This window comes from Paenibacillus xylanivorans, from assembly GCF_001280595.1.
Lineage (GTDB): Bacteria > Bacillota > Bacilli > Paenibacillales > Paenibacillaceae > Paenibacillus > Paenibacillus xylanivorans.
On record NZ_LITU01000078.1, the window covers coordinates 88,280 to 100,463 of the forward strand.

The window sequence follows — 12,184 nt, forward strand, 5'->3', positions numbered from 1 at the left end:
TTTCTTTCAAGGTGCACAAGCAGCGAAGGGGGAGGAAGGAGCCGAAGGAGCGTCTTTGGCATCCGATTTCAACCGCCAAGAGCGGTGGAAAAGGAAATCGGAGGACAAGAGAGCGACAAGGCCCTACCACCCCCGGAGCGTCTGCGGTGCACCAGCAATAGGCTTTATGTTTTCCGCACAAGGTTGCAAATCTTCACTCCGAGCCATACACACATTTGAAAGGGGAGCATTCCCATGACTGATTCCATTACATTTACCAATCCCATTCTGGAGCAGCGTGCTGATCCGTGGGTATACCGTCACACAGATGGCTATTATTATTTCTCTGCTTCCGTACCAGCCTTTGACCGGATTGAGATCCGGCGTGCACAGACTCTGGAAGAGCTGAGAAATGCCGACCCGGTAACGGCATGGCACAAACATGATACAGGACCAATGAGTGCCAACATTTGGGCACCTGAAATTCATTTTATCGATGGAAAATGGTACATATATTACGCAGCAGCTCATACCAGCGAGACGAATGAAGGTCTTTTTGACCACCGGATGTATGTATTGGAGAACGATTCTGCGAATCCACTGGAAGGTGAATGGGTAGAAAAAGGACAAATTCATACGAGCTGGGAGACGTTTGCATTGGATGCAACGACTTTTGAGCATAAGGGTATCCGTTATCTGGTCTGGGCGCAGAAAAATCCGGACATTGTCGGTAACTCGAACCTGTACATTTCCGAAATGGAAAATCCGTGGACGTTGCGTGGAGAACAGGTCATGATCGCTACACCGGAGTACGATTGGGAGATCATCGGTTTCAAGGTGAATGAAGGGGCAGCAGTACTGCATCGCAATGGACGGATCTTCATCGGTTACTCGGCGAGTGCGACCGACTATAATTATTGTATGGGTTTGCTCACTGCGGATGAAGATGCCGACTTGCTTGATCCAGCGAGTTGGGTGAAATCGCCTAAACCGGTATTCCAGACGTGTGAGGCAAATGGCCAATATGGTCCGGGTCATAACAGCTTCACGGTATCATCGGACGGTAAAACGGATATTCTGATCTATCACGCACGAAACTACAAGGACATCGAGGGAGACCCTCTTTACGATCCAAACCGTCACGCCCGCGCGCAGGTCATTCGCTGGAACGAAGATGGCACGCCTGACTTTGGAGTCCCTGTTCCGGATGGGAAGGCTGCGGCTGAAGCGAAATAAAAATACGCTAACGTTCTAATATAGTAAGCCCTTAGTCAGCGAGAACGCTGATTAGGGGCTTTTACTTATGTACACATTGAGAAGGGAGACTTGAAGACGAAGGCGATGGCCCTGCATAGAAGCAACCATCCCCTGACCTTTGCGTATGAGGAGTATACAAATGACTATACACATAACATTAGGAGGCCATATATGGATTCGCGCGAGACATTGGACCGGGAGCTGGAACAGATTTTAAAATGGGAAAAAGGGCAGAAGGACTTGTTTATTTGGGACAAAATTGGTCGTTTGCCATTTGCCATGCTGGATAAAGTGATGCCTAAAGCGCTGAAACAGAAGATTGGAGACTCGTTGAACGAAGTCGGTCAGTATGTGCAGAATGGTGGGAAATTTCTCGTTCAGAAAAAGAATGTGGCCAAGCTGCTGCAAGAGGAAGCCGCCAAATCGGGTTATGCCATGAAGGACGAATCTTATCACATTGAACAGGATGTAGAAGAAGATACAGCGAAGATCCACAGCGTGGAAGGCTTACCCCTTGAAGTGCTGGATCGCACTGCTGATAGCATTACGGACAGTCGAACCAAGTTTGCTGCCGCACAAGGCGCTGCAACAGGTATTGGCGGCATTGTAACGATTGCAGCGGATATACCGATCGTGATGGGACTTTCCCTAAAGGTGCTGCAGGAGATGGCTCTATGCTACGGATATGATCCCGACGAGCCTCAAGAGCGTATATTTATCGTTAAATGTCTGCAATTCTCCTCCGCAGATATTGTGGGCAAGAAAGCGATTATTGATGAACTCTCCGATTACGATAATCCTGATAAGCAGGTAGAGGTTATCTCTCAGATGCAGGGCTGGCGGGAGGTTTTTAATTCCTACAGTGAATCGTTTGGCTGGAAAAAGCTGTTCCAGCTCATTCCGATTGCCGGCATGGTATTCGGTTCGGTGAGTAACAAAAATACGATTCGTGATGTTGCCGAAGCCGGAAAAATGTTATATAAAAAGCGGCTGATTCTTAAACGTCTTTCACAATGATGTCCATCACCAAAATTGGGCATGGGACGCCAGCCACTTGGCTCTGATTCTGACGCTAACGAATCCATGGCACCCTATTATGGCGTATAGAAGGATGCGCCAATTCTAAGGAATCTCACCATCGCTATTTGCATGATAATCATACTAAATGATGCGAAACCACACAAAACATGAGGAATAAAGTATCTGTGATTCGTTACATTGGCGGATTGCCAGAAATGATGCCATTAAAGTGCGCTGGATTCGTTACACACAATGTGTTCCTACTGTATTCAATAATTTCTCGCAGGCTCAGTTGCTGCCGCTCTTGTTGGCTGACCACCCTTGTCATGAAGTAGGACACCGCGTGCTGGGAGCTGCACGCGGTTGACGCTAACGCTGACAAAACACAAACGGGATAAAGCCTAATGGTACAAGGCTTTATCCCGTTTACACAAGATGACGTTGGTTTGAGGATGGTTAACCTAACCATCTGACGTTACTTTTTGCCAGGCTGTCTTAACAGCAATCTTTTGTCTACTGTTTATTGGATGTTATTCAGAAATAAGATCTGTTATTCTTCGCTACCATTCTCTTCCGCCCAGCGGTTCAGCAGCTTATCCGATGGAAGCAGGAAGGTGAAGATGCCGATCAGTGGCAGGAAGCTGCACATTTGCATGACTGGAGATACACCGAACACGTCGATCCAGTTTCCTAGCACGAGTGCACCCAGACCGCCCATACCAAATGCCAGACCAGTAATCAGACCAGAGACGGTTCCGATTTTGCCTGGAATCAGCATTTGTGCATACACAACGGTCACTGAGAAGCTGGACAACATAATGAAACCAATAATGCTCAGCAATACGGCTGTCCAGAACAGATTGGCGTAAGGCAGCAGCAGGGCCAGTGGAGCGGCTCCAGCCATCGACAGGAAGATCATGTTGCGTTTGCCGAAGCGATCCGCCAGTGGCCCACCAAAGAACGTACCGAGTGCCCCGGCAGCCAGGAACAGGAAGATATAGATCTGTGCGTCTTCTGTGGACAAGTTAAATGTATCCTTCAGGTTAAACGCATAGAAGCTGCCGATCGAAGCGACATACCACGAACGGACGAAGACGAGCAGAATCAAAATGGTTATGGCAGCAGCAATCTTTTTACGCAATGCCGGATTGGGTGTACGACGGGCTGCCGCCTGCCTACGCAAATATCCTCCCGATTGCAGCATGCGTCCATACCAGCGAGCGATATAGATTTGGACTGCGATCCCCGCAGCAGCAATCCCTGTGAATCCGATGGCACCGAACAAACCAAACGGAATGAAAATCCATCTGGTGAGCAATGGGGCCAGAGATTGACCGGCGTTACCACCGACCTGGAAGATTGACTGAGCCAGACCCCTACGAGGCCCTGAGGCCATATGAGATACCCGTGAACCCTCCGGATGGAACGCCGCCGAGCCGAGACCGACAAAGATGACGGAGATCAGGACGGCCATATAACTATCGGCGAAGGCAAGCAACAGCATACCGGTGAACGTAAATCCCATGCCGATGGGCAGGATGGATGGCGTCGGTTTTTTATCGGCAAACCAGCCTACAACCGGCTGCATGATAGACGCAGTAAAGTTAATAGCGAACGAAATCCATCCGATCTGTGTATATGTGAGATGCATGGAGTCTTTCAGAATTGGAAAAATAGCTGGAATGACTGACTGAATCGAGTCGTTGAACAAATGAACCAGACTGATGGCAATTAAGATCCGATAAACGGTACCTTGGGCATCCAATCCGGGTGGAGCTTTCGAACGCGCAGCGGCGTCTTTGGGTAATGAATTTTGCATGGACATGTACAGTTCTCCTTTGGTCGCGGTCACGAGGGATCAGCGCCTGATGATGTGATGTGCCTAAGCATATTGTTACATAATAGGACAGATTTGCAGGGGCGACAAGGGGAACAGAAGAAATTAACGTACTCTATATAATGTAAAATCTTGATATACTCTACTGATTTCACTATTAAAGTTCTACTAAATCAGAAATGATAAAGGACTGATCACTATGAAATCGCTAGCGCCATATGTTCTTGCCAAACGCAATTTGGCGATGACCATTCTATTTATGGCAGTCATGACTTTTCTGACTATATATGTTGCTTCGACGTCTCTATACTTTGCTATCGGATTTTTTGTGGTTGTTCACAAACGCTCAATTTCTATACAAAAACAAAGCCGAATTTCTTCAGATAGAAGAGTTCGGCTTTTGTGCGCTCTATGATTTTATTTTATATATCAGGATAAATGTATCTACCAAATTAACGATTATCAATCGTCTCCGGATACATATCATGATTCATCATACGGTGCTCGGCCATTTGCTCGTACTTCGTACCCGGCTTGCCGTAGTTGGTGTACGGATCGATGGAAATACCGCCGCGTGGCGTGAACTTACCCCACACTTCAATGAAGCGTGGGTCCATCAGCTTGATCAGGTCGTTCATGATGATGTTCACACAATCCTCGTGGAAATCTCCATGGTTGCGGAAGCTGAACAGGTACAGCTTAAGAGACTTGCTTTCTACCATTTTTACATCAGGGATGTAGCTGATATAAATGGTTGCAAAGTCCGGCTGACCCGTAATCGGGCACAGGCTGGTGAACTCGGGACAGTTGAATTTGACAAAATAATCACGGTACGGATGTTTGTTGTCAAAATTCTCCAGAATTCCCGGATCATATTCAAACGTATATTTTACGCCCTGGTTGCCCAGCAGCGTCAAATCTTGCATTTCATCAGGTTGTCTCATCGATTCGTAAACTCTCCTTATTTCCGGCGAAGCAAGAAGCTTACCGGTATATATGATAGGCATTATTAGCCTCTGTTTGTTCCCAAAATTACATCATACCGCCCATTCCACCCATAAAGCCCATCAAACGCCGCGTTTGTTGCCCCACACCAAAGTATGCAGTTGTGGCAGTACACGAACGTCGTTCAGCTCATCCGATGCACTGACTTGATCAATCAGCCACTCGTAACGGGCAAGCAGTGAAGACGCCAGATCTGGTGTATCGGCAGAAGTCACATCCGGGTTCCCAGTCTGCAAAAATAAATCCGTGCCCGGATACCGTGCATGCACACGGCGGGCATAATCCAGGTCTGTCTCATCGAAGATCACGATCTTCAGACTATGGCTTCGTTCCACCAGACCATCAGCCAGTCGGTGGATCAGATCATCCAGTACAGCCCAGTCGGTGTTCATGCCTGAGCTGGGAGGCTTGGGCGAGACGGTGACTTCGTCAATGTCCGCCAGCCAGGGTTGCCAGCGGGAGCCCTGCGTTTCTACCGCGGTGCGAATGCCGTTCTCCCGAAGCAGCTTAACCAATCCACCCAGCGAAGCGAGCAGGGCGGGGTTGCCGCCGGAAATCGTCACATGAGAGAAGCGCGAGCCGCCAACGCGGCGCAATTCCTCCCACACGCCCTCCGGCGTAATCATCCGGATCAGGTCCTTGCCACTGCCGTCCCAGGTGAAGGACGAGTCACACCAGGAGCAACGATAATCGCAGCCCGCAGTACGGACAAACATTGTTTTCTGCCCAATGACCATACCTTCACCTTGAACTGTCGGGCCAAAGATCTCCATCACAGGAATACGAGCCTCTTTGTTTCGTTCTTGTCCGTGAGGAAGCTTGTTGTCAGCTAATTCCACCGCAGAAGCAGCATTTGTTCCATCGGTACGGGTCGACGTTGTGAGATTGCTTAGTCCTACACTACTCATCGATCATCCACTCCCGTCTTGCCTCGGCGTAGCTGGTCGGCGTCTCGTATAAGCGGACAAACTCCGTTCGACCACCCTCGGTTAGTGCGGTATACGGTTCGGTCTGCAGGGCATGTTCCATTTGTTCAAACAACCATACAACCATATTTTCAGCTGTTGTGTTCATGAGGGGAAGGGTTTCGTTCAAATACTGATGATCCAGATACCCTTCAATTTGTGTTTTCCATATCTCCTTGATGTGTCCAAAATCAACTGTAAGCCCGGTCTCACCCGGATAACCGCTAATGCCAAAAACAACTTTATACGTATGCCCGTGCAAATTCTTGCACTTGCCTTCATAACAATGCAGGTGATGTGCCGCGTCAAACGTAAACTCCTTGCTCACAAGCACACGTTTGCGATGATAGCGAAGCTGTGCAGGAAGAATATCTTCCCCGATCCGCTGCAACAGCTCCACAATACGAAATGTTCCCGGTTCTCTCATCGTATGTCCGCTCCCGCAGTTCCAACAGTAGTAGAATTAGTGCGTTGCTCCAGATAGCGATCCAGTCCGGCTTTGCGCAGTTTGCAGGCAGGACATTCACCGCAGCCATCGCCGATAATCCCGTTATAACAGGTTAGTGTGTGTTCACGTACATAATCGAAGGCACCGAGATCATCCGCCATTTTCCACGTCTGGGCTTTGTCCAGCCACATCAGTGGGGTGTGAATGACAAACGGGTAGTCCATGGATAGATTCAGCGTAACATTCATCGATTTCACAAACGAATCCCGACAATCCGGGTAACCGCTGAAATCCGTTTCGCATACACCTGTGACAAGGTGACGAGCCCCTTTTTGCTTCGCCATAATGGCCGCAAAACTGAGGAACAGCAGATTCCGTCCATCGACAAATGTACTCGGTAATTCGCCTTCTTCATGCGTAATTTCCACATCCATACGGGTGAGTGCATTGGGCGCGAGTTGGTTTAACAAGCTCATGTCTAGTACCGTTTGCTGCACACCCAGATCGCGAGCGATCTCTGCGGCGCATTCAATCTCCAGCTTGTGACGCTGGCCGTAATCGAAGGTAACCACCTCAACCTCGGCAAATTGCTGTTTGGCCCAGAACAAACAAGTCGTACTGTCCTGACCGCCGCTGAAAACAACGACTGCTTTTTCTTCGTTCAACATAAAAAACCTCTCCATCTTCTTAAGATCAATCCATGCGCATAGGCACAGAGTGTCGGAAGAACAGAGAAGTTCATGAACTGGCATCCATCAAAAAACACACCTTCTCGTTGGCTGCTTCAAAAAAAGCAGACACGATCTAGTGTCCTTAGTTTTTTACGTACGTTGTTACCTAAAATGTACGCAAGACTATTTTGACCTTAATGAAGGTCGAGTCTTATAGAGGGAGTTCGCGAACCTCTCCCATGCCATAGGCATGGATTTTCTTCTTCAATTGTCCGGTACAGTATAACACAATTTTATTATAGTAAGCATGCTTTCCATGAGAACCCATTTAAATCCGAGCGGAATGTCACTCGGACTTATTTGATCAATACATTTCCAAAAGGAATGACTTCCTTCAGAATGCGCTTGAATAAGCCTTCATCGTTCATATCCTGTTGCAGTCTATGGTTTTCACGGCCAGCCTGAAAGAGTACAGAGCCATGTCCTGTCATCTTCCAATGATAATTCATATGCTGGCTGGCAAGGTGATTCCCGTACACGGTAAGTTCAAGCTGCGCGTTCTCGGGATAGGCGATAATACTGCCTGCATCTACGTACAGTGGTGCAGTGGGGTGCAGTTCCTGCTGGCAGACCTGACCCTGTGTCAGCAATCCGATTTTGCCTTTGCCGGAAAATTTCATTTTCACTGCGTCCCGGGTGATCAGCATGTTTTTGATTTTCTGAATTTTGGTATGCATCGTTACGCCGTCAGAGTAGAAAAAAAGGTGGCGGAAGTCGTACAGCAGATCGCTGTTCTCGCTCAATTCAACTTCCTTCATGGTGAATCCGGGAGGCAGGGCGGCCACAAATTGACAAGGACCGGTAATTTCGGATTTGATCAGCTTTTTTTTGCGATATATCCCCGTAATATTCATGAATTTATCATTGCGACTGCTGCTTGGGCCGCGAAAAGCGACAATTTGCTGGGGGTGTAGAATATGCAGGCGGTCGTCCTGGATCAGCGAGAACGTGACTACTTGTCCGGCTCCGCCAGCTTCGGTATTGTTCAGGTGTATGTGCATGCGGTTGCTCCTGTTCTTTTATACTCGGCCTGAACGTCGACGCATTCCCCAGCGCATCACCCGAATCAGAATAAAGTATCCCAATATGAGAGAAACGGCTGTGATAATCATCGTCTGAATGCGTTTGGCAGTTGCTGATTTGGCATCCTGATCATTTTGCAATTTGCTTACCATATCGGTCAGTTTCTCGTTTTGTGCCAGCAGCAACTCGTTCTGAGCCTTGAATGCTTCGACATTAGCCTGGGCTTGTCCCAATTGGGCAGAGGTCTGATTTAATTGCTCCAGCGTCTGTTTGTAGCTTTCCTGCAAAGCATTTACTTCTCCAGGAAGCTCAGAAACCCGTTCCCATCCACTATAGATATCTGAAAATATATTGGCATTCGCTGCACTGACTGTAGAAGTCAAAGAAGCAGTAAACAATACACATGTGGTGAATAACACCCGAATGAAATAACCCTGAATGGATTTTGGCATGAATGGCACCTTCTTTCGGTTACATAATCGTTTGCCGATTTCGTCGTCATTTGTTGAAATACGGCTCTTACATTATACGTCAAAACCGGGACAATGGGTTCAAGATGATGTAGTTTTAATTACCCTATATGAGAATAAATCAATACATGAGGATATTGTTTAATTTTAAGAACTTCGGGGTAATAAAAGGACAGGGCGGCACTTTGGACGGTCTCCACATCATTCCTTTGCTCCAGCTCCGAGTGCATGCTATTCATAATAACGAAATCTGTAATTTAATGAGCGAAATCAATATATCCGATTTTTATAAAGATCGTGAATACGAAGGAGTAGAAACGTATGTACACAACTGAACAAGCTGCAACGACCAAAACAATTATGATCACTGTAAATGGTGAGCCAATCGGGCGTGAATTGATTATCGACAGTATTACTTATGCTCCAATCACAAAACCTGGATCTGTACAAAAATTACACAAAATGGGAATGAATTCATCTACGATTTAAGTTGGGACTTGTCATATAAAAGTGGTCTAAAAGCTTGGCATACTGCCAAGCTTTTTCGTCGTTTATTGTCGTAATTACGCGGATTTAGGGAGAAGAAACTAATATTATGGAAAAATTTCCTGCGAACATATGTTCCGTGACAATATAGTGTCCATTTACCCTGATAACTTAGAAGATAATACATATAAATCGGGGGAGAGACTACCAGTGAACTCAGTCTTTGAAGTATCTTATTCGTGGAATAGAGAGGCCATACCGACAGGGGGAGCCGACCCCGTATATATGATGGTGGAGTGGCGAAACGGAGCCCCTGCCAAAAGACTCAGGAAAATAGCACCCAAAATTGTGTCGAGAGACTTGGAACTTTTGCTCAAACCGGAATTTGGAATTCAGCTCAAGGGTATCTATGGCTGTCGTTCCAAAGAAACGGATATCGGTTGGGTTCTAAGACTCGGAGATGTATACAAGGGAGAGAGTAAACAAATCTTGCTCGAATTCGCCATGGGACCTCGTGTATCAGGGAAAAGTGCCGTATGTTCAGCTTATTGGAGTACACGAAAGCTGAAACAAAGCCAAAGAGTGCTGCTGCGCAGAGAACAGTTGTATATTCAATACACAAGTCATCTGGGCATGCTGCGCCAGCCGGAAGATCCCAAGGTAGAGAAGACGATCAAATTAAACGAAACCGTTCCTCTGATTAAACAAGCTTTGCGCGCTTATGAAAGAGGTCGTACACAAGAGGGCAGTGATCTGCTGCGTCGTCACGCAGATGCTTTGTTAATTGAAGCGGCTCGCAAACAGGATCTGGATTATTATGCGGAAGCCGAAATTGTGGAGAAACTTCGGCACCACTACGGAATTACTTTTAATTCCATGGTTCATAATCGCGGAAAAACGATGTTAGGTGAATAGGGATAAAGAACTAGGGATGATGGTAGGGCAAGGAATGTTTCTACATAATTTTTTGAAGGTGAAGTCAAGGAATAAGTCGAATGTACTAAACAACATAATAATAAAAAAATGGATGGAGTTGTATCGAATTTATTGAAACAACATCGTGGAGGGTCCGGCAAAATGACAGACCGACTGATCCGATTAATGCGCATTATAACTCTTGTGCAGGCCAAGCCGGGTATTCTGGCCCGTGAGCTTGCCGAGCGGTGCGAGACAACGGAAAGGACGATATACCGCGACATGGAGGCCCTCAGTGCAATGCATATCCCCATCGCCAATATGGGACACGGGAGAGGATACATGTTTATCAGCCATTTTGCCATGTATCCGCTGAATTGGTCTGATGAAGAAGCTCAAGCCTTTATGCACCTGGCAGAAGTCATGGAGAATATTCGTCCGTTGCTGAAGCCTGCTTTTGAGAGCGCGTATGAGAAAGTGGTTGCTTCGAGTCAGAAAAACAAAACAGAGCGAGTGGAATGGTCTGAGCAAATTAGCGGGTTATTCAAAGTGGGTACATCTGCATGGCAAAATGAAAGTACCGAACTTCTGAATCATTCACTGGTGAGTTTGCTTCAGGCCGGAATTTCCCAGAACACTATTGAAGGAGAATATCTGTCTCAAGGTAAAAAGGGGATTGCGCGAATGGATCCCTACTGTCTTATTCCTCGTGAATACCGATTTGATCTGTTGGCGTATTGTCACTTGTCAGAGAAACTGAGAATATTTCAAGTAAATCGTTTGCACAGGGTTCGAATTTTGCCACGCACGTTCCGCAAAGATGATTACCTTTTACAATCTCACTTCCGTACACCACAGGAACTTAGCAGCAGTACGGAGTGGACTGCATTCAAGATCAGATTTTCGCCGCACGCTGTAGAGCGTGTCATGCAGGAGCAGTTTTTTGCACGCCCCATCTTGACGATCGAACCGGAAGGCACGTTGTTGTTTGAGGCCATATTGAGTGATGAAGAAGGGTTTCTAACCTGGCTGTCCCAATATGGACCCGATGCCGAAATTCTGGAACCCGAGAAATACCGCCTCATAATGAAAGAACGTCTGGAACGCTGGAGGGAGATTTACAACTGAACTTCTGTGCAGGTCATGGCTGGTTCGCCTTTGTTCAACATGCGTTGTATGCAAATTACTCTTTGGTCTTGAACAGGTGTGCAAGGTTACCAAAAGGGGAATCATTGTCGTCATCTTCTGTACTGCTGGAATAGACCACTTTGGACGTGATGCCTTCATCATCTGCGGCGCAATTGGTTTCCAGGTTGAATTGGTCAAATTGATGCATGAATACTTTGGCTGTATTAATGGCATCATCCAAAGCACGGTGCTGGGTTCCATCGAATTCAATACCGCATAGTTCAAGAGCCTGAGCCAGTCCGAGTTGACGGAATTTCCCTTCTTTGCGCACCGTGCGCGACCATTGTTGCTGAAGATCATTGTGGTTAGTGATCCAGGCTACATCGAGCTGATGAGTGCGACAATGAGAGATCAGTTTCGTACGGTCATCCGGTCCCCAGGAGCACATATAATAGGATTCACTTCCCATCCAGGCAATAAATTGATTCAGCGCTTCTGGAAAAAGGGGAGCTGCGTCGATGTCTTTTTGCGTAATACCCGTAAACTGAATTGTATCGGCAGACAGCACCGATTTATTGGATGGACGAACATAAGTATGGAACGTGTCTGATACGCACAGGCCGTTCTCACCTTCCGTTACTTTGACGGCACCGATATCGATAATTTCAGAAGAGTAACGTGTATTGCGACTTACCGTGAATTCAAGATCGTAAATAATATATGGCATAGGACAAACTCCTTTATCAATTAATACATGGTTTCTATTTCTCTATATTACAGGGAACGCACGGCCATGTCAGCCATCGCTCAGGAATTCATGGAGAGTGAGTCATAACAGTTGGGGAGTTTTGAAGGTTCATTTTATATGAAATAAATAGGTTTGACATGGCTTTACATTACCTAAAGGGGTCTTTATAATG

At 46.8% G+C, this 12,184-nt stretch carries 13 protein-coding genes; 5 read left to right on the plus strand and 8 right to left on the minus strand.

Going from position 1 to position 12,184, the window contains the following annotated elements; genetic code table 11:
* The first annotated feature begins 234 nt into the window (after window positions 1-234).
* Complete coding sequence (locus AMS66_RS25140) at window positions 235-1,215, plus strand: glycoside hydrolase family 43 protein (protein ID WP_053783386.1); 981 nt, start codon at window positions 235-237, stop codon at window positions 1,213-1,215.
* Between the two features lie 192 nt (window positions 1,216-1,407).
* The gene (locus tag AMS66_RS25145) at window positions 1,408-2,253 is read left to right on the plus strand and encodes an EcsC family protein (RefSeq protein WP_053783387.1); all 846 of its coding nucleotides are present in this window, start codon (window positions 1,408-1,410) and stop codon (window positions 2,251-2,253) included.
* Between the two features lie 553 nt (window positions 2,254-2,806).
* On the opposite strand, the gene AMS66_RS25150 is transcribed toward AMS66_RS25145, so the two are convergent.
* The 7 genes from AMS66_RS25150 to AMS66_RS25180 all read right to left on the minus strand — a co-directional run bounded on the left by AMS66_RS25150 (window position 2,807) and on the right by AMS66_RS25180 (window position 8,717).
* Window positions 2,807-4,075, minus strand: a complete 1,269-nt coding sequence (locus AMS66_RS25150) for an MFS transporter (RefSeq protein ID WP_036664443.1) — start codon at window positions 4,073-4,075, stop codon at window positions 2,807-2,809.
* Window positions 4,076-4,545: 470 nt separating this feature from the next.
* Window positions 4,546-5,037, minus strand: coding sequence for a preQ(1) synthase (queF, locus tag AMS66_RS25155; protein WP_063564570.1), 492 nt, complete (start codon window positions 5,035-5,037; stop codon window positions 4,546-4,548).
* Window positions 5,038-5,160: 123 nt separating this feature from the next.
* Window positions 5,161-5,871 (minus strand): 7-carboxy-7-deazaguanine synthase QueE, encoded by a 711-nt coding sequence (gene queE / locus AMS66_RS25160; RefSeq protein WP_236703631.1) that lies wholly within the window; start codon window positions 5,869-5,871, stop codon window positions 5,161-5,163.
* A gap of 127 nt (window positions 5,872-5,998) precedes the next feature.
* Window positions 5,999-6,490, minus strand: a complete 492-nt coding sequence (queD, locus tag AMS66_RS25165; protein WP_053783389.1) for a 6-carboxytetrahydropterin synthase QueD — start codon at window positions 6,488-6,490, stop codon at window positions 5,999-6,001.
* Window positions 6,487-7,176 (minus strand): 7-cyano-7-deazaguanine synthase QueC, encoded by a 690-nt coding sequence (gene queC, locus AMS66_RS25170; protein ID WP_053783512.1) that lies wholly within the window; start codon window positions 7,174-7,176, stop codon window positions 6,487-6,489. The genes queD and queC overlap by 4 nt, the downstream gene beginning before the upstream one ends.
* A gap of 362 nt (window positions 7,177-7,538) precedes the next feature.
* Window positions 7,539-8,243, minus strand: coding sequence for an AIM24 family protein (locus tag AMS66_RS25175; protein ID WP_053783390.1), 705 nt, complete (start codon window positions 8,241-8,243; stop codon window positions 7,539-7,541).
* An 18-nt stretch (window positions 8,244-8,261) separates the two neighbouring features.
* A complete protein-coding gene (locus tag AMS66_RS25180; RefSeq protein ID WP_053783391.1) occupies window positions 8,262-8,717 on the minus strand; it encodes a hypothetical protein in 456 nt (151 codons plus the stop codon).
* A 339-nt stretch (window positions 8,718-9,056) separates the two neighbouring features.
* Between AMS66_RS25180 and AMS66_RS32995 the strand changes: the two genes are divergently transcribed.
* The 3 genes from AMS66_RS32995 to AMS66_RS25195 all read left to right on the plus strand — a co-directional run bounded on the left by AMS66_RS32995 (window position 9,057) and on the right by AMS66_RS25195 (window position 11,264).
* Window positions 9,057-9,224, plus strand: a complete 168-nt coding sequence (locus AMS66_RS32995; protein ID WP_181014165.1) for a hypothetical protein — start codon at window positions 9,057-9,059, stop codon at window positions 9,222-9,224.
* 207 nt (window positions 9,225-9,431) lie between these two features.
* Entirely contained in the window at window positions 9,432-10,136 is a 705-nt protein-coding gene (locus tag AMS66_RS25190) for a hypothetical protein (protein WP_144424608.1), read from the plus strand.
* Between the two features lie 162 nt (window positions 10,137-10,298).
* Window positions 10,299-11,264: a helix-turn-helix transcriptional regulator gene (locus AMS66_RS25195; protein ID WP_053783394.1), complete on the plus strand. Its 966-nt coding sequence runs from the start codon at window positions 10,299-10,301 to the stop codon at window positions 11,262-11,264.
* Between the two features lie 55 nt (window positions 11,265-11,319).
* Here the strand turns inward: AMS66_RS25195 and AMS66_RS25200 are convergent, their stop codons facing one another.
* Window positions 11,320-11,991: a 3'-5' exonuclease gene (locus AMS66_RS25200; RefSeq protein ID WP_053783395.1), complete on the minus strand. Its 672-nt coding sequence runs from the start codon at window positions 11,989-11,991 to the stop codon at window positions 11,320-11,322.
* Between the last annotated feature and the right edge of the window lie 193 nt (window positions 11,992-12,184).

Coding starts and splice junctions, on each gene's coding strand:
- AMS66_RS25145 (WP_053783387.1), top strand. CDS start 1,408: ATGGATTCGCGCGAGACATTGGACCGGGAGCTGGAACAGATTTTAAAA.
- queE (WP_236703631.1), bottom strand. CDS start 5,871: ATGGAGATCTTTGGCCCGACAGTTCAAGGTGAAGGTATGGTCATTGGG.
- AMS66_RS25175 (WP_053783390.1), bottom strand. CDS start 8,243: ATGCACATACACCTGAACAATACCGAAGCTGGCGGAGCCGGACAAGTA.
- AMS66_RS25195 (WP_053783394.1), top strand. CDS start 10,299: ATGACAGACCGACTGATCCGATTAATGCGCATTATAACTCTTGTGCAG.
- AMS66_RS32995 (WP_181014165.1), top strand. CDS start 9,057: ATGTACACAACTGAACAAGCTGCAACGACCAAAACAATTATGATCACT.
- queD (WP_053783389.1), bottom strand. CDS start 6,490: ATGAGAGAACCGGGAACATTTCGTATTGTGGAGCTGTTGCAGCGGATC.
- AMS66_RS25150 (WP_036664443.1), bottom strand. CDS start 4,075: ATGCAAAATTCATTACCCAAAGACGCCGCTGCGCGTTCGAAAGCTCCA.
- AMS66_RS25140 (WP_053783386.1), top strand. CDS start 235: ATGACTGATTCCATTACATTTACCAATCCCATTCTGGAGCAGCGTGCT.
- AMS66_RS25200 (WP_053783395.1), bottom strand. CDS start 11,991: ATGCCATATATTATTTACGATCTTGAATTCACGGTAAGTCGCAATACA.
- AMS66_RS25180 (WP_053783391.1), bottom strand. CDS start 8,717: ATGCCAAAATCCATTCAGGGTTATTTCATTCGGGTGTTATTCACCACA.
- queF (WP_063564570.1), bottom strand. CDS start 5,037: ATGAGACAACCTGATGAAATGCAAGATTTGACGCTGCTGGGCAACCAG.